This window comes from Streptomyces albofaciens JCM 4342, assembly GCF_008634025.1.
Lineage (GTDB): Bacteria > Actinomycetota > Actinomycetes > Streptomycetales > Streptomycetaceae > Streptomyces > Streptomyces albofaciens.
Genome location: NZ_PDCM01000002.1, coordinates 3,514,010 through 3,533,964, shown reverse-complemented (window position 1 = coordinate 3,533,964; position 19,955 = coordinate 3,514,010). Strand labels below are relative to the sequence as shown.

Below are 19,955 nucleotides of genomic sequence, written 5' to 3'. Positions count from 1 at the left end.
CGCGGGCGGGGCACGTTCCCCCGGCCCTGCCCGCGCTCTCCCCCCTGCGCCTGAGCCGGCGCCGCTTTCGCGGACCTGGTTGCTGTGGGTGGGGGGGGTGCTCCATTGATGGCTGGGGCCGTGGTGGGTTGGTTGATCGGGCCCGCTACTTGTAGATGACCACCTTGTCGCCCAGTCTGACCTGCTGGAACAGGGCGGCGATCTTGTTCTTGTCGCGTACGTTCACGCAGCCGTGGGAGGCGCCGCGGTAGCCGCGGGCGGCGAAGTCCGGGGAGAAGTGGACGGCCTGGCCGCCGCTGAAGAACATCGCGTACGGCATGGGCGTGTGGTAGATCGACGAGACGTGGCGGCGGCTCTTGAGGCTGATCCGGAACGTGCCCTCACGGGTGGGTGTGTACTGCGCGCCGAACCGGACGTCCATCGTGGAGCGCACCTGGCCGTCCACCATCCACGCGAGGGTGTTGCTCCGCTTGCTGACGCACAGGACCCGGCCCCGCAGGCAGCGGCGGTCGGGGGCGGCGACCGGCCTGCTGGTGGACGGGTACATCTCGGCGCGGGTGGGCGGGCGGGTGAGTGCGCGCAGGGTGCTCCAGGTCGCCTTGTCGAGGGTGCCGGTGCGGCGCAGGCCGTACTTGCGCTGGAAGGCCGAGACGGAGGCGGCGGTGTGCCGGCCGTAGAAACCGGTGGGCTTCCGGTGGAATTGCGACAGCTGCGCCAGCCGGGCCTGGAGCGCGCGGACCCGGGGGCCGCGGGAGCCCTGGGCGAGGACGGTCTTCGCGGGGCCGCGCGCGTGCTTGGCGGGTCTGGCGGGCTTCCTCGGCTTGGTGGGGCGGGGCCGTTTGGGGGGCGCCTGGGCGGGGGTGCGCGCCGGCCGTGCTTCCGCGCGCTGGGGCGTATGGCTCTGCGGGGGCGCGGCCGTGGGCGAGTAACCGCCGGACGGCGTGATCACCACCGTCTTGCAGCCGGCCGTCACGGCCACCACCAGCAGCCCCGCGGCCACCGCCTGTCCCTTGCGCACCGCTCGTCCTCTCCGCATCCGCGTCATCACGTCACCCCCGGAGTGTCACCGGCCCCTTCCCTTGTTTCCCAGGGCCACGGCGGCCCGAACCTGGGGCCACCCTGTGGTGCGGGGGCACGAATGTGCGGTACGGCGCACTCCTACGGCGCGTGCGGCGCGTGGTGCGACCGGGGCGGGGCGGGCGCTGGTGCCACCCGTCGCGCATCTCCGGGGCGCGCTCGGGAGACACTGAGGAAATGTCACCGCGTCGCCCCTGCCCCGTATGCAGTCGAGAGATCGCCGTTGTCGGCGGACGGTTCGCCCGGCACGACCCGCCGGGGCGACGGACCGTGCTGGAACTCGTGTCGTGCCCGGGCTCCCGCCGTATCGCCCCGATGATGGCCCCCGCCGAGCGGCTGTTCGATCCGGAGGAGCCGCCGTTCCCGGGGCAGCAGCCGTTGTTCTGACGGGGCCGTGACCGCTACGGCTGCCGGGACGCGCGTCGTTCGGCCACGGAGGTGGTGAACGCCGTCCAGTCCTGGCCGGCCAGGGGGGCCAGCATCGTCCGCCAGCCCTCGGCCGCCTCCGGGCCCGCTTCCTCCAGGGCCGCCGCGAACAGGGCCCGTTGGCGTTCGTGCAGCTTGCGTTCGAGTTCCGCGCCGCGGTCGGTGAGGTGGAGTTCCTTGCGGCGCCGGTCCTGCGCCCCGGGTGTCATCCGCACCATCCGCTCCTCGGTGAGCTTGCGCAGCGGCCCGTTGATGGCCTGCTTGGTGAGCTGGAGCGTCCGGCACAGCTCGCCGACGCTCATGCCGGGGGAGTACGCGAGGAAGGTCAGGATGCGGTGGTGGGCCCGGCCCATGCCGTGTTCGGTGAGGGCCTCGTCGGCCGCTCCGGTGAACGCGCGGTAGGCGAAGTAGAAGAGGGTGAAGTCGCGGTCGAAGGCGTCCGGACGATTAGGGTCAAGCATGTTGACATTTTATCCCGGGGTTCCGTAGAGTCGCTACTTGGGTCAACGACCTTGACCTAAAGGGTTCACGTGTGAAGAAAGGCCGGTCGCGTCATGCCGGACACCCCCTCGGACGGCCCGCAGGACACCCCCCGCGTCACCGTCGCCGCATACCTCCTCCACCGCTTGCGCGAGCTGGGCGTCGAACACCTCTTCGGCGTGCCCGGCGACTACAACCTCGGCTTCCTCGACCAGGTCGCCGACTCCCCGGAGCACACCTGGGTGGGCACCTGCAACGAACTGGACGCCGCCTACGCCGCCGACGGCTACGCCCGGCTGCGCGGCGCCGCGGCCCTCGTCACCACCTTCGGCGTCGGCGAACTGTCGGCCGTCAACGGCGTCGCCGGCGCGTACGCCGAATCGGTGCCGCTCGTCGCCGTCACCGGCATGCCCGCCACCGAGGTCGCCTCGGCGGGCCGCCCGGTGCACCACACCCTGATGGACGGCGACTACGGCCACTTCGGCCGGATGTTCGCCGAAGTCACCGTGGCGCGCGCCGACCTGACCGCGGACAACGCGCCCGCGGAGATCGACCGCGTACTGCGCGCCATGCTCCGGCAGAGCAGGCCGGTCCACCTGAACCTGCCGACGGATGTCGTCCTGGCCCGGGTGCCGGCTCCGGGCGAGCCGTTGGTCGCGGCGGAGGAGGCGGCCGATCCCGGCTTGCTGCGGGACTTCCTCGCGAGCTGCGCGCGGATGCTGGACGGGGCGTGCCGCGTCACCGTATTGGCCGGTCACGAGGCCGAGCGCTACGGGCTGCGCGAACCGCTGCGCGAGCTGCTCGCCGCCGCGCCGGTCCGCTCCGCCGTGTTCTCCAGCGGCAAGGGCGTGCTGGACGAGACCGCCGCCGGGTTCGCCGGCACGTACACCGGCGGGATCAGCGACAAGCGGGCCAGGTCGGCCGTCGAGGACGCGGACTGCCTGATCCTGGTCGGCGCCCCGGTCTCGGACAGTGTGACCGGCGGCTTCAGCCACCACTTCGCCCCGGAGCGCACCATCGAACTGCGGCCGTCGCGGGCGGCGGCGGGCCGCGCGGTGTACGAGGGGATAGGCATGGCCGAGGCGGTCGGCGGGCTGCGGGGAGTGCTGCGGGACGCGCGGCTCCCGGTGCCGGACGGGTACGGGGAGACCGTCGCGTATCCGGCTGTCGCCGCCGGAGCGGAGCTGACGCAGCGTCATCTGTGGTCGGCCGTCGGCTCCTTCCTGCCGGAGGGCAGTGTGCTCGTCGCCGAGCAGGGCACCGCCTTCTACGGTGCCCAGGAAGTGCCGCTGCCCGCGGACGCGCGGTTCGTCGGGCAGCCGCTGTGGGGCTCGATCGGCTACACCCTGCCCGCCACCCTCGGTACCGAACTCGCCGCGCCCGGAAGGCGTTCGGTGCTGGTGATCGGGGACGGCTCCCTCCAGCTCACCGCGCAGGAGCTGGGCACCATGGCCCGGTACGGCGCGGCCCCGGTGATCGTGGTCGTCAACAACGACGGCTACACGGTCGAACGGGCCATCCACGGCGCCACCGCCTCCTACAACGACATCGCCGCCTGGGACTACACGGCCCTGCCCGCAGCCTTCGGCGCGGGCCCCGGCACGGTCGCGGTACGGGTGACGACCCCCGCCGAACTGGCCGACGCGCTCGCCCTCGCCGCCCGTACACCGGACGAACTGGTGCTGATCGAGGCGGTGCTGCCGCGCGAGGACGCGCCCGAACTGCTCACGGCGCTGGCGGAGCGGTTCGCCGCGCAGAACGCGTACGGGGCCTGACGGCGCGGCCCCCGGGCCACCGGCGGTCTTGGGGGAGACCGGTGGTCCGGGGGCCGCCATGTTCCGGCGGTGCCCGGGTCAGCAGTTCACGCGCAGGACGTCGGCGTAGTTCGGCCACGTCCCTTTGAGCTGGTAGCAGTGGTTCTTGTCGACGTCGTCGACGGTGACGGTCTTCGGCGGGCCGCCCGTGTAACCGGCGAAGGTCACCTTGACGTTGGCCTTGGCCGCCTCCGCGGGGAAGTACGCCTTCCAGGTCTGCCCCTTGGCCTTGGCCTCGTAGCAGTCGGTCTTCAGCACTCCGCCCTGGCCCTGCCATTCGAAGCAGGTGCTGACGAAGTACAGCGCGTCGTTCTTGAACTGGATGTAGTTGTCCGTGCTCGCGGCGGCCGACGGCGCCGTCAGGATTCCACCGCCCAGGACGATGGCGAGCGTGGCCGCACCGTATCCGCCCGCGCGCTTCATCCGTCGCTTTCCGGTGTGCATGCCCGTGTTCCTCCCGTCCCGGCTCAGCACGTCTTCTCGACCATCTTCGCGGTGAACGTGGTGCCGTAGAGCGTGTAGCAGTAATCCCGCTTCAGGTCGGTGATCTGCGGTGAGAGATTCTTGCCGCCGGCTTGCGCCAGTACGTTCACGTTGAGTTCCACGCCGGTCGCGTCGTCCGGTATTTCCACGCGCCAGGTGGAGGTGATGGGCTTTCCGGAGTCACAGGTGTCGGCGGTCTGCGAGCCCTGCCACTTGTAGCAGGTGTTGACCAGGAACCCGCCCTCGTTCGAGAAGTTGATGTAGTGGCCCGATCCCGCGGCGAAGGCCGGCGCTGCCGTCACTGCTGTGCCGGCCAGTCCGATGCCGATCGCGGCGGTGGCGCAGGCTGCCGCTCTCCTGATGTTCGTCATGACTGTGTCCTTTTGTCGGTCCCGCTGCTAACCGCACTTCACGATGTCCGGCTTGATGCGCCCGGCGCTGCCCTTGAGGAGGGCCTCGGTACGTACTCCGGATATCTTCGCGCCGCCGAACTTCCCGCCCTGGATGGTGATGTCCGAAGTGGTGCGCTCCATGTCGTGACCGACCTGGACCGTCCCCCGATAACCCGGCTTCACGGTTATCTTGGTGGTTTCCGTCTTCGTTTCGGTATTGGTCTCGGTGTACTCACCCTTGACTCCGATGCCGACACCCTTGGCCAGCGGGATGTCGACGCTGCCCCCGATGTTCCAGCTCCAGGCGAACGCGTGCATGCCGCCGACCGTGTGGTCCACGTCCTTCGCGCCGTCGTCCGTCCGGCAGTTCTCGACCACCTTGGGGTTGCCGCCGCCTTCCCCCGCCTCGAACCACTTCGTCACCCTCTCCGGGGAGCCGACCGTGGTCGCCTTGCACGAGGCCGACTGGCCCTTGCACTGGTCGAGGACTTCCTTGATGCGCGCCGGGTCGGTGTCCTTGATCCCGTTGTTGTATTCGACCGAGGGCTTGCCCTCGTTCACCCAGTTGTCCGTCGCGCCGTCCACCGCTTTGTACTCGGGCGGGGTGGCGGAAGCCGTCGGGGCGGTGAAGGCGAATGCGGCGGTGAGCGCACCGGCCACGATGCCCGCACGTGTGACGTTCATGGATCTGGTCTCTCCCTCGTGAGTCAGCAGCCGGTTTCGACCAGATGTTCCGAGCCGAGCATTCCCCGGATCTCGAAGCAGTGGTTCTTGGTGACGTCCTGCACCGCCGCGCTGTCCCTGTTCTTGTCCCACGGCGACAGCTTCAGGTTGATCACGACGGAGGTCGTCCCCTCCGGCAGTTCCCTGGTCCAGGTCTGCCCCACGGCCTTTGCCTGGTTGCAGTCCTCGCCCTTGTCGGGAATGCCCAGCCACTCGTAACAGGTGGTGGCGACGAACCCTCCTTTGTGGGTGATTTTGATGGAGGTGCCGGTTCCGGCATGCGCGGCCGGGGCGAGGGCCAGGGCGGAAGCGCAGAGGGTGGCGCCGGCCGCCAGGCCGAATGCGGTCCTTCGGGCAGTTCTCAAGGTTCTGGCCTTTCTCCGAACTGTGCTGCGGCGCAGAAGAAGGGCACCGTTTCCGGTGCCGCGCCGTGCCCCCACAGTTAGCCCCGGCCGGATCGCCGTTGGGAAGGGAAAAGGCCTGATACTTCGGTACGGAACGGGAACCCGGCGGACGACCACGAATTCCCGTCCGGGCCGCCGGGGTCTCGTCTCGTGGTCGGCCGCGACTACGGTGCCAGCACGTCCAGTTCGGCCATGGCGCCGACCGTGATCTCGCGGGTCAGTTCCTCGGCGCGGTCCGCGTCGCCGACCCGTACCGCCTCGGCGACCTGGACGTGCAGGGTCACCGCGGCCGGGTCGGGGTCGGTGAACATCACGTGGTGGTGGGTGCGGCCGGTGAGGACCGCGGCCACCACGTCGCCGAGGCGGGCGAACATCTCGTTGCCGGAGGCGTTCAGGATGACGCGGTGGAAGGCCGTGTCGTGCACGAGGTACGCGTCGAGCTGCTGGCCGCGTGAGGTGGCGACCATGCCCATGGCGTGCTCGGTCAGTTCGGCGCACTGCCGCGGCGTGGCGTGCCGGGCCGCCAGGCCCGCCGCGACCGGCTCGACGGCGGAGCGCAGCACGGTCAGGGAGCGCAGCTGCCGGGGGCGGTCGGGCCCGGCCAGGCGCCAGCCGATGACGCGCGGGTCGTAGACGTTCCACTCCTCGGCGGGGCGGACGGTCACGCCGACCCGGCGCCGCGAGGCGACCAGGTGCATGGACTCCAGGACCCGTATCGCCTCGCGGATGACCGTACGGGAGACCTCGAAGCGCTCCTCCAGCTCGTCGGTGCGCAAGATCGTGCCCGGCGGGTACTCGCCCGCGGTGATGGCGGGTCCCAGGGTCTCCAGTACCCGCGCGTGCAGTCCCTGTCCCGCCCCCTGGTTCTCCATGGGTTCAGCCTACGTTCCCGGAGGGGGCCGCCTTTAAGTATGACTTTTACGTCACAGAGGCTTGAATACGTCGTATCCCATGGGTTTCAGTGGGACGACAGACCGAGGTCAAAGAGGACAGCGAGGTACACGGGATGAGCACCCCCCACGTCATCGTCGTGATGGGCGTGGCCGGCACCGGCAAGACGACGATCGGGCCGCTGGTGGCCGCCGACCTTGATGTCCCCTACGCCGAGGGCGACGACTTCCACCCCCCGGCCAACATCGCCAAGATGTCCGCCGGCACCCCGCTCGACGACGCCGACCGGTGGCCGTGGCTGGACGCCATCGGCGCCTGGGCGCACGGCCGCGCGGGCCGGGGCGGTGTCGTCAGCAGCTCGGCGCTCAAGCGCGCCTACCGTGACCGCCTGCGGGCCGCCGCGCCCGGCATCGTCTTCCTGCACCTGACGGGCGACCGGTCGCTGATCGAGTCCCGGATGGCCGAGCGCAAGGGCCACTTCATGCCCACCGCGCTGCTGGACTCCCAGTTCGCCACCCTGGAGCCGCTCGGCGCCGACGAGGCGGGCGTCGCCGTGGACGTCTCCGGCACCCCGCAGGAGATCGCCGGGCGTGCCGTCGAGGCGCTGCGCCGCTACGACACCGGCCGGCCCGCCCCCGCCTGACCACAGGTCCCTGCCCGACCCCGGGCCTCCGCCTGACCCCGGGCCCCGCCCGGCCACGGGCCGCGCCCCCCGCCACCGCGCGGGGACACGGCTCCGCACGCCCCCGCGCAACCGCCCGGGGGCACCACAACCAGCAACAGCACCCCTTAGGGAACAGCCGTGACACATCTCAGCGTCGAGATGCTGGCAGCGGATGCGACCGAGCCGATCACCTCGGCCGGTCACGCGCAGCTCGGCATCGCCGTCCTCGCGGGCATCGCCGTCATCGTCCTGCTCATCACCAAGTTCAAGCTGCACGCCTTCCTGTCCCTGATCATCGGTTCGCTGGTGCTGGGCGCGGTCGCGGGCGCACCGCTGGACAAGGCCATCGCCAGCTTCTCGTCCGGCCTGGGCAGTACGGTCGCGGGCACCGGCATCCTGATCGCGCTGGGCGCGATCCTCGGCAAGCTGCTCGCCGACTCCGGCGGCGCCGACCAGATCGTCGACACGATCCTGGCGAAGGCGAGCGGGCGGGTGATGCCGTGGGCGATGGTGCTGATCGCGGGCATCGTGGGCCTGCCGATCTTCTTCGAGGTCGGCATCGTGCTGCTGATCCCCGTGGTGCTGCTGGTCGCCAAGCGCGGCAACTTCTCCCTGATGCGCATCGGCGTCCCGGCGCTGGCCGGCCTGTCCGTGATGCACGGCCTGATCCCGCCGCACCCCGGCCCGCTGGCCGCCATCGACGCGCTGCACGCCAACCTGGGCGTCACCCTGGCGCTCGGCGTGATCGTCGCCATCCCGACGGCGGTCGTCGCCGGTCCGCTGTTCTCCCGCTACGCCGCCCGCTGGGTGGACATCCGCCCGCCGGAGAAGATGGTCCCCGAGCGGGCCTCCGGCGAGCTGGACAAGCGTCCCGGCTTCGGCATCACCGTCGCCACCGTGCTGCTGCCCGTCGTGATGATGCTGGCCAAGGCCCTGGTGGACGTCGTCGTGGACGACAAGGGCACCACGGTCCAGCGCGTCTTCGACGTGGTCGGCTCGCCGCTGATCGCGCTGCTCACCGCCGTCGTCGTCGGCATGTTCACGCTGGGCCGGTCGGCCGGCTTCACCAAGGGCCGGATCGCCTCCACCGTCGAGAAGTCCCTCGCGCCGATCGCCGGTGTGCTGCTGATCGTGGGAGCGGGCGGCGGCTTCAAGCAGACCCTGGTGGACGCGGGCGTCGGGCAGATGATCCTGGAGCTGTCCAAGGACTGGAACATCTCCACCCTGCTGCTGGCCTGGCTGATCGCGGTCGCGATCCGGCTCGCGACCGGCTCCGCGACGGTCGCCACCATCTCCGCAGCGGGCCTGGTGGCGCCGCTGGCCGCCGACATGTCCACCACCCACACCGCCCTGCTCGTCCTCGCCGTCGGCGCCGGTTCGCTGTTCTTCAGCCACGTCAACGACGCGGGCTTCTGGATGGTGAAGGAGTACTTCGGCATGAACGTCGGTCAGACGATCAAGACCTGGTCGCTGATGGAGACGCTGATCTCGGTCGTCGGGATCGTGTGCGTGCTGCTGCTGTCCCTGGTGCTGTAGCGCCGTACAGGTCCCGGTGGGCGCCCGGCGTGTGTCCGAACGACCGGCGGAAGGCGTCGATGAAGGCGCTGGCCGAGGCCCAGCCGCAGCGGTGCGCGATCGCGGTCACGGACAGCGCCGGGTCGTCCCGCGTCAGCAGCACCAGCGCGTGGTGCAGCCGCAGCTGCGTACGCCACTGCGGGAAGGTCATGCCCAGCTCGGCGCGGAAGAGGCGGGCCAGCGTCCGTTCGCTCGCCCCGGCGGCGGCGCCGAGCCCGGCGAGCGGGCGCGGGTCGGCGGGGTCGGCGCGCAGCATCGCGCACACCGCCGCCAGGCGCGGGTCGCGGGGCGTGGGCAGGTGCAGGGCCTGGAGCGGGGCGTGGCGCAGCTGGTCGAGGAGTACGGCCAGCAGGCGCCGCGCCTCCGCCGTGCGACGGCTGCCCGGACCGCTGTACGCGATGATCAGCTCGCGCAGCAGCGGGCCGACCGCCAGGACGGCGGGCCGGTCCAGCCCCAGCGGGTCGGCGCCCACCGGCACGCCGACGGTGTGCAGATCGGTGTCCCCGTGCGCCCGGTGCTCGTGCACCGTCCCGGCCGGGATCCAGATCGCGCGGGTGGCGGGCGCCACCCAGCTCCCGGCGTCCGTCGTCACGGTCAGCACCCCGCGCCCCGCGTAGACGATCTGGTGGACGTCGTGCTGATGCGCTGCCACCCGGGTGCCCTGCGGCAGGAAGCGGGTGACGGTCGTGACGTGCGGCGGATGTTGGCGGAAAACCGGCATGACGTGGCAGCTTATGGGAAGTCCGCCACCGGCGCGCTCGCCATGATCGGTACATGACGACGAAACAGGTGTCCGCGCCCCGGCGGCCGGTCACGATGATGTCCGTCGGCCACGCGGCAGTGGACTTCTACCAGGGCGCGGTCCCGGCCCTGGTGCCCTTCCTGGTGGCCGAGCGCCACTACGGCTATGCCGCCGCCTCCGGCATCGTGCTGGCCGCCACCCTCCTCTCCTCCATCGTGCAGCCCCTGTTCGGCTCGCTCACCGACCGCTGGACGATGCCCTGGCTGATCCCGGTGAGCACCCTCTGCGCCGGTCTGGGCATCGCCCTGTCGGGACTCGGCGACTCCTACGTCCTGACCTGCGCCGCGGTCGCCCTCTCCGGCATCGGGGTGGCCGCCTACCACCCGGAGTCCGCGCGGCTGGCCCGTGTCGCGAGCGGCGGCAGCCACGTCGCCATGGGCTGGTACTCCCTCGGCGGCAACATCGGCTTCGCCCTCGCCCCGGCCGCCGTCGGCCCGCTGCTCTCCGCGGGCTCGCTCGGCGCGTCGCCGTGGCTGGCGGTGCCCGCGGTGGCCGGTGTCCTGCTGACCGCCCGCGTGATCCGCGCCCTGGCGCCGCGGGCGGCCGTCGCCAAGGCCGCGGCGCGCAAGGCGGGCCGCGACAACTGGCCGGAGTTCCTGCGGCTGACCGCCGTCATCGTCTGCCGGTCCGTCGTGTTCGTCGGCCTGAGCGCCTTCATCGCCGTCTACGCCGAGCAGCGGGTGGGCGGCGGCGCCGCCGCGGGTTCGGCGGCCCTGTTCGTGCTGTTCGCGGGCGGCGCGGTGGGGACCGTGCTCGGCGGCCGGCTGGCGTCCCGGTGGGGCCGGGTCCGTACGGTACGGATCGCCTACGCGGCCTGCGTCCCGGCCGTCGCCGGGCTGATCCTCGTCCCCGGCCCCGCCCTGTACCTCTTCGCCGCCCTGACGGCCATGGCCCTGTACGTGCCGTTCTCCCTGCACATCACGCTCGGCCAGGACCTGCTGCCGAACCGGATGGGCACCGCGAGCGGCGTCACCCTCGGCCTCGCCGTCAGCGTCGGCGGCGTCGCCAGCCCGGCCATCGGCGCCCTCGCCGACACCATGGGCCTGCGCACCGCGCTGCTGCCGCTGATCGCGCTGTGCGGGGTGGCCTGGCTCGTCGCGCGGACGCTGACCGAGCCGGGGGAGGACGGCTCAGGCGGCGGGCGGCCCGATCTCCCCCGCGAAGACGATCACCTGGTCGATGAGGCTGCGCCGCAGGTGGACGACGTCCGTCCCGGCCAGGCGGGGGCCGCCGCCCGGTGTGGTGAAGACCCACCGGTACCGGGCCCACTCGCCCGGCATGTCCACCGCTGAGCAGCGCACCATCGTGCCGGCCCCCGCCGGGTGACGCCGGAGGTCCAGCACGAAGCGCTCGACCGCCTCGATGCCCTCACTGCGGCCCAGCGGTCCGTAGAAGACCACGTCCGAGGTGAGGGCCTGGGCGAGCAGCGCGGTCACACGGCTGTCGTCCGGGGCGTTGAACGCGGAGAGGAACGTGTCGATCGCGGACTGAGCGGTCTCTTCCTGCATGCGCCAGTCATATCAGTCGCCTTGCCGGGCGCGCCCGTCCCGTGAACCGTCCCGGTCACCGCACCGGCGTCCCGCTGCCCACGAGGAGCCCGTACCGGGCGAGTTCGTCCGGCAGGCCCGAGGCGTCCTCGGCGGCGTGCCCCACATAGCCGTCGGGCCGGACGAGGAACAGCCCCTCGCCGTACGCCTGATGGGCGTGGCCCTCGGAGTCCAGCAGGTCGGGGTCCGGTCCGCCGACGCGGCACGTACGGATCATCTCGCCGCCCAGCGCCGGGAGTTCGATGTCGCCGACGGCCAGCAGGGTGAAGTGCGGGCCCTGGAAGACCTCGAAGAGGCGTCGCGGGGTGCCGTCGGGGGTGGTGCAGGGCGCGTCCGGGGCCCGGTCGCCGGCGCGGAGCGCGCCGTCGGGAAGGCCGGTGCGCCGCTCGGCGGACAGCGGTCCGTCCGGGTACCCGAAGTCGATCTGGTGCAGGTCCTTGCCGCGCCGCATGTCCCCCGAGCGGTGCAGCCGGGTGCTGGTGTCCAGGATGCGGGCGGCGATCGGCTGCCGCTCGGCCTCGTAGGTGTCGAGCAGGGAGCCGGGCGCGCCGTGCCGGATGACCTGGCCCAGCTTCCAGCCGAGGTTGTAGGCGTCCTGGACGCTGGTGTTCAGGCCCTGGCCGCCGGCGGGGGAGTGGACGTGCGCCGCGTCGCCCGCGAGGAAGACCCGGCCCACCCGGAACCGGTCGGCCAGGGCGGCGTTCGGACGGAAGGCGGAGGACCACAGCACCTCGCCCACCTGGTCCAGGGTGAGGTGGGTGCGCTCCGCGACGAGCTTGCGCACGGCGTCGGGTGCGGTGTCCGGCTCCGCCGCGGGGTCCGCGAAGCCCGCGATGAGCTGGAAGTAGTCGTTCAGCGGCGCCGGGAGCAGTGCGACGAAGTCGGTGGCGTTGAAGGCCTCCCACATGTGCCAGTGCTGCTTGTCCAGCCCGTCCAGCCGGATGTCGGCGAGGAGCATCGGGTGCGCGGCGATGCTCTCCCCGGTCATGGTGACGCCGAGCGCCTTGCGTACCGTGCTGCGCCCGCCGTCGGCCGCGACCAGGTAGGCGGCGCGCACCGTACGGGCGGTGCCGTCGGCGCGGACGACCCGGGCCTGCACGCCGTCCGCGTCCTGCGTGAACGACTCCAGCGCGGCCCCGAACGCCACCGTGCCGCCCAGTTCGGTCAGCCGCGCGTACTGGATCTCCAGGTTCCGCCACTGCGGGACCATCATCATCGTGCCGTACGGGGTGGACGGTGTCGGCGGGACGCCTTCCACGAACACGTACTCGTTGATCATGCGGCCGTCCTTCCAGGACCCGACCTTCGGGTACCGGGAGCCGCTCGCCCGGATCGCGTCGAGCACGCCGAAGTCCTCGTAGACCTCCTGCGTGCGCGGCTGTATGCCGCTGCCGCGGGTGCCGGGCGACAGCTGGTCCCGGCGCTCCAGGACGAGGGCGCGCACGCCGCGCCGGGCGAGGTCGACGGCGAGGGCCAGGCCGGTGGGTCCGGCGCCGGCGATCAGTACGTCCACGTGCTCGGGCAGGGCGTCGGCGGAAACGGAAGCGGTGTCCTTAACGCTGTTAAGTTCCATGCTTCCGAGGGTGCGCTTAACGGTGTTAAATTGTCAACGTGGCTACGAGACTCGACCGGAAACTGGTGGCGGAGACCGCCCTGGGCCTGCTGAACGACGTCGGCCTCGACGGGCTCACGCTGCGCCGCATCGCCAAGGAACTGAACGTCCAGGCGCCCGCCCTGTACTGGCACTTCAAGAACAAGCAGGAACTGCTCGACGAGATGGCCACCGAGCTGTACGAGCGGATGACCGCGCCCCTTGTCGCGGCGGGCCCGGACTTCGGGGGCGGCGACTGGAAGGCGCTGCTCACCGAGTCGTGCCGGGGCATGCGGCGCACGCTGCTCACCTACCGCGACGGCGGCAAGGTCTTCGGCGGCACCCGGCTGGACAACTCCGCGTCGATGCGGCCGATGGAGATCTTCATGAGCGCGCTGACGGCCGCCGGATTCCGGCCACACCGTGCCGCGCGCGCCTGGTTCACGGTCTACACGTACACGATCGGTTACGTCATCGAGGAACAGTCCGTCTTCCCGGTGCCCGGGGAACCGTGGCGCGATCCCACCTACGACCTGGACGACCGGAAGCGGCGCCTCGGTGCCGACTTCCCGCTCACGGTGGTGGCCGGTGAGGAGTACTTCGGTGACACCGCCCGCGGCTTCGACGACGGTCTGCGGGCCGTCATCGCGGGGATCGAGGCCACGCTGCTGGAGGACGGGTAGGGGGGCGCCCGGGGAGCCGTTTCCCGGGCGCCCGCCCTCAGCGCTGGGGCCGTGGATCGATCGCCCGCTTCAGTACGGGCGTGAGGGGCCGCTCCACCCAGCGGTGCAGCACCCACGCCAGCGCCAGCATCAGCACGATGGTGAGCGCGAACGTCGCGTACGAGGGGAGGCGCAGCCCGCCGTGCAGCCCCTGCACCACCACCCAGCCCAGGTGCTCGTGCACCAGGTAGAACGGGTACGTCAGCGCTCCGGCGACCGTCAGCCAGCGCCAGTTCGCCCACTGCGTCCGGCCCAGCGCGATCGCCACCACCAGCGCGAAGCCCACCGTGACGACCGCGATGACGACCAGTGCCGAGCGGTAGGAGAAGGCGTGCGCGGAGGGCGGGTGCCACAGCCCGGCCACCGCGAAGTGCTGCCCGATGAGCCAGCTGACGCCCACCACCGCCCACGCCACCGGGTCCCGCCCGCCGTAGCGGTGCAGCAGGTAGCAGCCGATGCCGCCGATGAAGAACGGCGCGTACTGCGGCATCAGCACGATGTCCAGCGCCGGTACGCGCGCGGCCTGCGCCACCGCCGCCGCCAGCGTCCAGCCCGCGCAGAAGAGCACCACCCGGCGGCGGGTGGCGCCCGGCAGGATGACGCACAGCGCGAACAGCGCGTAGAACCGCATCTCGGCCCACAGCGTCCAGCACACGCCCAGCACCCGTTTGGCGCCCAGCGGCTGCTGGAGCATCGTCAGGTTCGTCAGCACGTCGCTGGGACCCAGCGCCTTGAACGCCACCCACGGCAGCGCCAAGACCGCCGTGACCAGCAGGACCGCCACCCAGTACGCGGGGTACAGCCGCGAGATCCGGGAGGCGATGAAGGCGCGCAGCGGCCGCCCCCAGCCGCTCATGCAGATCACGAAGCCGCTGATCACGAAGAAGATCTGCACGCCGAGGCAGCCGTACGCGAACGCGCCGTGCAGCGACGGGAACTGGCGCGCGGGCGAGCTGCCCCACGCCTGGGCTATCTCGCCGTTGCGGCCGCCGAGGTGATAGGCGGCCACCATCAGGGCGGCGATCAGGCGCAGTCCGTCGAGGGCGCGCAGGCGCGGCGCGCCACGGGACCTCTTGCCGGGCGGCGCCGCGCCCTTGCGCGCGGCCGGCACCGGCCGGGTGACCAGCGCGGACATGGTTGCCGGGCCTTGTACCACCGCGGGCGGCGGTGCCTCCGCCGGGAGCTGAGCGGTCATCCGAACGCGGCCCGCTTCTTCAGACGCCGCTGCATCGCCCGCGCGCGCCGCGCGACCCTGCGCACGGCCGCGTTGCGCGGGATGAAGGACAGCTGGGCCGGGATCGCTCCGGGCAGCGCGAGCGCGGTCAGCCGGCGGCGCTTGAAGTAACGCCGGGTGCGCTCGTTCAGATGGGCGGCGAGATAGCGCTCGGCGACCGGGCGCAGCTCCGGGTAGATCTGGTTCTGCATCGCGTAACCGACCGCGCCGACCAGCCCGTTGAGGTGTGTCGGCACCGGCTTCGTCCCCGGCTCGTCCGCCAGGTCGGGCACCAGCGCGTCGACGAGGGTGACCGGCACGCGATTGCTGTTCTGGTACGGGGTCAGGCGCTCCAGCAGCAGGTCCGTGCCCACGCGGGCGGTCGGCAGGCCGTAGAACGCGGACGCCGTCAGCAGCGCGGTCGAGAAGCAGCCGACCACGAGCGCGGGCCGTTTGCGCTGGTAGAGCACCTCGGCGAGCACCGGCGTGGCCAGCACGGTCAGCTCGGCACCGAGCTTGTCCGCCTCCCGCTCCAGCGCCCGGGACCAGCGGGCCGGCGCGGACGGGTGCGGCTTAAACACGACCTGGCGGTGCCCGCGCCGTACCGCGCCGCGCAGCATCCGCGTGTGCAGCTCCTCCTCTTCCTCGGGCGTGAGGATGCCCAGCGCGGACAGGTACTGCCCGAGGAGCAGCGCCGCGCCCTCCGGTACGGCGTGTAGCGCCGGATCGTCGAAGTCCTCGGCCAGTTCGGCGAGCACCGCGCGAAACGCGTCGGTCGGCACGGTCTCCGCGCCCACCCCGAACTCGGTGAGCAGCAACGGTTTCAGACCCGGTACGAGGTCCAGGTGCAGCAGGCGGCGCACCCGGGTGCCGATCAGCGGGTCCAGCTTGTTGCGGGTGGGCCCGTAGCTCATCAGCCCGTCCGCGTACACGTCGACCGGCGCGCCCGGGAAGAGCTGGGCCAGCGCGAGCGCGGGATGGACCTGGATGGACTCCACGATCAGCTCGACCGCGTCCTCGCCCAGGTCCCACAGCAGCCGCAGGTGCCGCTCCCACAGCGGCACGTCGTCCTGGCGCGGGGACCAGCCGCCGGGGTGGAACGGGCTGATCGTCTCGTTCCACGACAGCACCCGGTCGAACCGGCCGCGCAGCCGCTCGAAGCCGGGCATCCCGTCCAGCGGCGTCGAGGTCTCCGGCGTCGCGGCGTTGTTGCTGACCAGCAGCAGCCGGCGGCCGGCCGGGGCGAAGCGGTCGGTGTCCAGTGCGGCGGCGAGCGTCGCGGCCCCGTACAGGGTGGACGCCAGGAAGATCTGCGTACGCGGCCGCGCCGGTGCGTCGGTACGGGGGGCCATCAGGCGGCCACCCCCGCCGGAACCGGACGGCGGCGCAGCCGTCGCAGACGGGAGGCGCGCTGCGTGTCCATCGAATCCAGTGCTTCCTTCAGTACGTCCTGCGGCATTCTTTTCAGCGCCGCCGCGCTCAGGGCGCGCAATTTACGGGCCACCGGCGGCTCGAAACGTTCGATCGAGCCGAGGTGGTGGGAAATGATGGCGCAATAGGTGCGTACGGCTTTTGGCAGCAGCCGGTCCGCGTCCCGGTCCCGCGCCGTTTCCTCGATCACCTGATCAAACGCCCGGATGAAATCGAGCTGCCGCACATCACCGATCTGGGTGAGCGAGGACGCCACCCCGCGCCGGTAGAAGACGCCGAGCAGCCCGGTCACCGCCATCGACCGCGCCTCGCGGTGCAGCCGCCAGATCCACGGCCGGTCCTCCGCCGTACGCAGGCCGTGCCGGAAATGCAGCAGGCCGTCGTCCAGCAGGCGGCGGTGGTAGATGCCGGCCCAGGCGAAGGCGTAGTCGACGGAGGTGGAGCGGTCGGCGGGCAGGATCAGCTCGCGCGGGTCCAGGGCGACATCGCGGCGGCCGTACGGGACGCGGTGCACCGAACGGGCCCGCGCGGTGCACTGCACATGGTCCGTGCGCACGAAGTCGCACCCCAACCCCTCGATCACGTCGAGGAGTTGCCCGTAGTAGCCGGGGGCCAGCCAGTCATCCCCGTCCAGGAAGGTCACATACTCGCCGGCGGCCGCGTCCAGGCCGGTGTTGCGGGCGGTGGCCAGACCGCCGTTCCGCTCGTGCCGCAGCACGCGCGCGCCCGGCAGCTCGCCCTCGGCGCGCGCCAGGATCCGCGGTGTCTCGTCCCGCGAGCAGTCGTCCACGAGCAGGAATTCGAAGTCCTCGCGGGCGTTGGCCGCCAGGCTTCGCAGGGTGTCGGGCGCATATGTCTGCACGTTGTAGAACGGCACGACGACGGAGAGCTTAACCACCCGGGTGACGTTAGGCGCGGTCCAGGCATTCGTCTTGACGGGACGCGAACCCAGGAGTGAACGAAGAATGGCGGGATGGTTAACCTGGCAATTCGGCCTGCTGGTTCGCCGTCCTGCGGCGCGCTGTTAACCCGTTGTTGCGGCACCGTTGGCCCGCCGAACGGAACGCCTTCCTAGCGTTTTCGTCGTGCCCACTCGTACCACTTCCCAGCCGCGCGTCGCGGTGCTCGCGGATTCGGATACCCGCTGGAAATGGGGCGCTTTGACAGCGTACCGCATTCAAACGGACATCCGTCTGGACGGATATCTGCTCCGCGGCCGTGCCACCCCCACGGTCCGCCAGCTCGACGAGGTCGGCGCCCGTGCGGACACGCTGCGCGAGATCCGCGGCGTGGACTTCCTGGAGCTGATGAAGGACACCGCGCGGTACGACGTGGTCGTCCTCGCCTGCGTCGGCGGCGCCGTGCAGGCGATGCTGCACGGCCTGGCGCACGCCTGGCGCGGCGCGGCCCGGCGGCCCGTCGTCGTCACCGGCTACGTCGGCGTCGTCTACGAGAAGCTGGCCGACGGCCTGCTGCTGCGGCACGGCGCGGACGTGGTCCTCGCCAACTCCCGGCACGACGCGGACCGCTTCCGCGCGGTGTACGAGGGCGTCGGCGCCGACGGCGGCAGCGTCGTCGAATGCGCCCTGCCCTTCCTGGGCGGCGCCCCGTACGAGCCCGCCCTCGGCGGCCGCCCGTACACGGTCGTCTTCGCCGCCCAGCCCTCCGTGCCGGACCGCCGCGACGACCGTACGTACCTGCTGCGCCGCGCGGCCGAACACGCCCGGCGGCACCCCGACCGCGAGGTGCTGGTCAAGCTGCGCAGCAAGCCCGGCGAACACACCACGCACATCGAGGAACTCCCGTACCAGAAGCTGGCCGCCCGCCTCCCCGGCGGCCTGCCCCCCAACTGCCGCCTCGCGTACGGGAACATGGGCGAGGTCCTGGACCGCACCGACCTCCTGGTGACGGTCAGCTCGACGGCCGCGCTGGAGTCCCTGCACCGGGGCATCCCCACCGCCGTCCTCACCGACCTCGGCATCCGCGAAGTCCTCGGCAACCACCACTTCCTCGGCTCCGGCTGCCTCGCCTCCTGGGACGAGCTGGACGCCGGCCACCGCCCCGAGCCCGACTCCGACTGGCTGGCCCGCCAGGGCGTCGCCGCCGAAGGGACGTACGCCACCGCCTTCGACGCCGCCCGCGCCCGCGTCACCGCCCTGCGCGCCGCCGCCCTGCCGCCCCTCACCCCGTACTACACACCCCGCACCGCCCCCGGATACCTCCCCGGCATCCTCGCCCGCCACGGCCTCGGCCCCCAGGGCGCACCGCTGCCCGGCCGGGCCGCCGAGACCACCGAGCCCGGCGGGCTGCGCCGGCTGGCCCGGGACACCGTGCGCGACGCCGCCCGCGGCGCCTACCGCCACGGCGTCCAGCGCGTCGCCCCCGCCATCCGCCGCTGGGGACAGCTGTGAGCAGCCCGCCCGTCCGCCCCCGGAGCCCGCACGGCCCCCCGAAGGAGCCCGCCATGCCGACCCCACCGAGCCGCCCGGCCGCGCCCACCGTCGTCGCCGTCATTCCCGCGCGCGGCGGCTCCAAGGGCGTACCCGCCAAGAACCTCGCCGCGGTCGGCGGCGTCCCGCTGATCGCCCGCGCGGTCCGCGAATGCCGCGCGGCCCGGCTGGTCACCGACGTCGTGGTCTCCACCGACGACGCCGGCATAGCCGCCGCGGCGCGCGGCGCGGGCGCTGTCGTGGTGCGCCGCCCCGGCGCCATCGCGGGCGACACCGCCACCAGCGAGGCCGCCGTCCTGCACGCCATGGACGCGTACGAGGCCGAACACGGCAAGCCCGTCGACGCGGTCCTCCTCGTCCAGTGCACCAGCCCCTTCCTCGTCCGCGAGGACATCGACGCGGTGGCCGCCGCGGTGGTGGAGGCCGGTGCGGACAGCGCGCTGACGGTGGCGCCGTTCCACGGCTTCGTGTGGCGCGAAGAGGCGGACGCGGCGGTCGCCGCGGACCCGGCGCGGGACGTACCCGTACCCGCCTCCGCCCCCGGCGGCACCGGTGTCAACCACGACAAGTCCTTCCGCCCCCGCCGCCAGGACCGCCCCCAGGACTTCCTGGAGACCGGCGCCGCGTACGCCATGGACGCGGCCGGCTTCCGCGCCGCGGGCCACCGCTTCTTCGGCCGTACGGAACTGGTCCGCACCGACCCGGCCCGCGTCCTGGAGATCGACGACCCGCACGACCTCGCCCGCGCCCGCGCCCTCGCGCCCCTCCTCGACACCGCGCGCCCCGGCGCGCTCCCGACCCGCGACGACATCGACGCGGTCGTCCTCGACTTCGACGGCACCCAGACCGACGACCGGGTGCTCGTCGACTCCGACGGACGGGAGATGGTCGCCGTGCACCGCGGCGACGGCCTCGGCATCGCCGCCCTGCGCAAGGCGGAGCTGAAGCTGCTCATCCTGTCCACGGAAGTGAACCCGGTCGTCGCCGCACGGGCCATGAAACTGCGCCTGCCCGTGCTCCACGGCATCGACCGCAAGGACCTCGCGCTCAAGCAGTGGTGCGAGGAACAGGGCATCGCGCCCGAGCGCGTGCTCTACGTCGGCAACGACGTCAACGACCTCCCGTGCTTCGGCCTCGTCGGCTGGCCCGTGGCGGTCGCGAGCGCCCATGACGTCGTCCGCGGCGCCGCACGCGCCGTCACCTCCACCCCCGGAGGCGGCGGCGCGATCCGCGAGATCGCCTCGTGGCTCCTCGGCCCCACCCTCTAACG

At 72.2% G+C, this 19,955-nt stretch carries 20 protein-coding genes and 1 pseudogene; 8 read left to right on the top strand and 13 right to left on the bottom strand.

What is annotated here, in order from left to right; all coding sequences use genetic code 11:
* Positions 1 to 145: 145 nt before the first annotated feature.
* The gene (locus tag CP973_RS35275; RefSeq protein ID WP_244410197.1) at positions 146 to 1,018 is read right to left on the bottom strand and encodes a L,D-transpeptidase family protein; all 873 of its coding nucleotides are present in this window, start codon (positions 1,016 to 1,018) and stop codon (positions 146 to 148) included.
* Between the two features lie 236 nt (positions 1,019 to 1,254).
* Here CP973_RS35275 and CP973_RS35270 point away from each other — a divergent pair, with 236 nt between their 5' ends.
* Positions 1,255 to 1,464, top strand: coding sequence for a hypothetical protein (locus tag CP973_RS35270; RefSeq protein ID WP_078575139.1), 210 nt, complete (start codon positions 1,255 to 1,257; stop codon positions 1,462 to 1,464).
* Positions 1,465 to 1,478: 14 nt separating this feature from the next.
* Here CP973_RS35270 and CP973_RS35265 read toward each other — a convergent pair whose 3' ends face one another.
* The gene (locus tag CP973_RS35265; protein ID WP_150248096.1) at positions 1,479 to 1,964 is read right to left on the bottom strand and encodes a MarR family winged helix-turn-helix transcriptional regulator; all 486 of its coding nucleotides are present in this window, start codon (positions 1,962 to 1,964) and stop codon (positions 1,479 to 1,481) included.
* 93 nt (positions 1,965 to 2,057) lie between these two features.
* On the opposite strand from CP973_RS35265, the gene CP973_RS35260 reads away from it, so the two are divergent.
* The gene (locus CP973_RS35260) at positions 2,058 to 3,758 is read left to right on the top strand and encodes an alpha-keto acid decarboxylase family protein (protein ID WP_150248095.1); all 1,701 of its coding nucleotides are present in this window, start codon (positions 2,058 to 2,060) and stop codon (positions 3,756 to 3,758) included.
* Positions 3,759 to 3,836: 78 nt separating this feature from the next.
* On the opposite strand, the gene CP973_RS35255 is transcribed toward CP973_RS35260, so the two are convergent.
* The 5 genes from CP973_RS35255 to CP973_RS35235 all read right to left on the bottom strand — a co-directional run bounded on the left by CP973_RS35255 (position 3,837) and on the right by CP973_RS35235 (position 6,671).
* On the bottom strand, positions 3,837 to 4,241 hold the full coding sequence (locus CP973_RS35255; protein WP_150248093.1) for a hypothetical protein: 405 nt from the start codon (positions 4,239 to 4,241) through the stop codon (positions 3,837 to 3,839).
* Positions 4,242 to 4,264: 23 nt separating this feature from the next.
* Positions 4,265 to 4,651 (bottom strand): hypothetical protein, encoded by a 387-nt coding sequence (locus CP973_RS35250; RefSeq protein ID WP_150248091.1) that lies wholly within the window; start codon positions 4,649 to 4,651, stop codon positions 4,265 to 4,267.
* Between the two features lie 27 nt (positions 4,652 to 4,678).
* Entirely contained in the window at positions 4,679 to 5,356 is a 678-nt protein-coding gene (locus CP973_RS35245; RefSeq protein WP_150248089.1) for a hypothetical protein, read from the bottom strand.
* 23 nt (positions 5,357 to 5,379) lie between these two features.
* The gene (locus CP973_RS35240; RefSeq protein ID WP_150248087.1) at positions 5,380 to 5,760 is read right to left on the bottom strand and encodes a hypothetical protein; all 381 of its coding nucleotides are present in this window, start codon (positions 5,758 to 5,760) and stop codon (positions 5,380 to 5,382) included.
* 203 nt (positions 5,761 to 5,963) lie between these two features.
* Positions 5,964 to 6,671 (bottom strand): FadR/GntR family transcriptional regulator, encoded by a 708-nt coding sequence (locus CP973_RS35235; protein ID WP_030376307.1) that lies wholly within the window; start codon positions 6,669 to 6,671, stop codon positions 5,964 to 5,966.
* A gap of 134 nt (positions 6,672 to 6,805) precedes the next feature.
* On the opposite strand from CP973_RS35235, the gene CP973_RS35230 reads away from it, so the two are divergent.
* Both CP973_RS35230 and CP973_RS35225 read left to right on the top strand, forming a co-directional pair.
* Complete coding sequence (locus CP973_RS35230) at positions 6,806 to 7,333, top strand: gluconokinase (protein WP_150248085.1); 528 nt, start codon at positions 6,806 to 6,808, stop codon at positions 7,331 to 7,333.
* Between the two features lie 159 nt (positions 7,334 to 7,492).
* Entirely contained in the window at positions 7,493 to 8,890 is a 1,398-nt protein-coding gene (locus tag CP973_RS35225; RefSeq protein WP_150248083.1) for a GntT/GntP/DsdX family permease, read from the top strand.
* Here CP973_RS35225 and CP973_RS35220 read toward each other — a convergent pair.
* Positions 8,811 to 9,650 (bottom strand): AraC family transcriptional regulator, encoded by an 840-nt coding sequence (locus tag CP973_RS35220; RefSeq protein WP_150248081.1) that lies wholly within the window; start codon positions 9,648 to 9,650, stop codon positions 8,811 to 8,813. The two genes, CP973_RS35225 and CP973_RS35220, sit on opposite strands and share 80 nt — an antisense overlap.
* Positions 9,651 to 9,703: 53 nt before the next feature.
* Here CP973_RS35220 and CP973_RS35215 point away from each other — a divergent pair.
* Positions 9,704 to 10,852: pseudogene (locus CP973_RS35215) on the top strand (MFS transporter); the annotation flags it as partial.
* Positions 10,853 to 10,861: 9 nt separating this feature from the next.
* Here the strand turns inward: CP973_RS35215 and CP973_RS35210 are convergent.
* The gene (locus CP973_RS35210; RefSeq protein ID WP_150248079.1) at positions 10,862 to 11,239 is read right to left on the bottom strand and encodes a nuclear transport factor 2 family protein; all 378 of its coding nucleotides are present in this window, start codon (positions 11,237 to 11,239) and stop codon (positions 10,862 to 10,864) included.
* Positions 11,240 to 11,294: 55 nt separating this feature from the next.
* Positions 11,295 to 12,851, bottom strand: a complete 1,557-nt coding sequence (locus CP973_RS35205; protein WP_150248077.1) for an FAD-dependent monooxygenase — start codon at positions 12,849 to 12,851, stop codon at positions 11,295 to 11,297.
* Positions 12,852 to 12,889: 38 nt separating this feature from the next.
* Between CP973_RS35205 and CP973_RS35200 the strand changes: the two genes are divergently transcribed.
* Positions 12,890 to 13,552, top strand: coding sequence for a TetR/AcrR family transcriptional regulator C-terminal domain-containing protein (locus CP973_RS35200; RefSeq protein WP_150248074.1), 663 nt, complete (start codon positions 12,890 to 12,892; stop codon positions 13,550 to 13,552).
* A 37-nt stretch (positions 13,553 to 13,589) separates the two neighbouring features.
* Here the strand turns inward: CP973_RS35200 and CP973_RS35195 are convergent, their stop codons facing one another.
* From CP973_RS35195 to CP973_RS35185, 3 genes are read right to left on the bottom strand one after another with little or no spacing between them, the layout of a single operon-like run.
* A complete protein-coding gene (locus CP973_RS35195) occupies positions 13,590 to 14,786 on the bottom strand; it encodes an acyltransferase family protein (RefSeq protein ID WP_150248072.1) in 1,197 nt (398 codons plus the stop codon).
* Positions 14,783 to 16,156: a polysialyltransferase family glycosyltransferase gene (locus CP973_RS35190; protein WP_150248070.1), complete on the bottom strand. Its 1,374-nt coding sequence runs from the start codon at positions 16,154 to 16,156 to the stop codon at positions 14,783 to 14,785. Before CP973_RS35190 ends, CP973_RS35195 begins: the two co-directional genes overlap by 4 nt.
* On the bottom strand, positions 16,156 to 17,133 hold the full coding sequence (locus tag CP973_RS35185) for a glycosyltransferase family 2 protein (RefSeq protein WP_150248068.1): 978 nt from the start codon (positions 17,131 to 17,133) through the stop codon (positions 16,156 to 16,158). The genes CP973_RS35190 and CP973_RS35185 overlap by 1 nt, the downstream gene beginning before the upstream one ends.
* Before the next feature lie 187 nt (positions 17,134 to 17,320).
* Here CP973_RS35185 and CP973_RS35180 point away from each other — a divergent pair, with 187 nt between their 5' ends.
* Positions 17,321 to 18,646, top strand: a complete 1,326-nt coding sequence (locus tag CP973_RS35180) for a DUF6716 putative glycosyltransferase (RefSeq protein WP_167538573.1) — start codon at positions 17,321 to 17,323, stop codon at positions 18,644 to 18,646.
* Positions 18,647 to 18,699: 53 nt separating this feature from the next.
* The gene (locus tag CP973_RS35175) at positions 18,700 to 19,953 is read left to right on the top strand and encodes an acylneuraminate cytidylyltransferase (protein WP_150248065.1); all 1,254 of its coding nucleotides are present in this window, start codon (positions 18,700 to 18,702) and stop codon (positions 19,951 to 19,953) included.
* Positions 19,954 to 19,955: the final 2 nt, after the last annotated feature.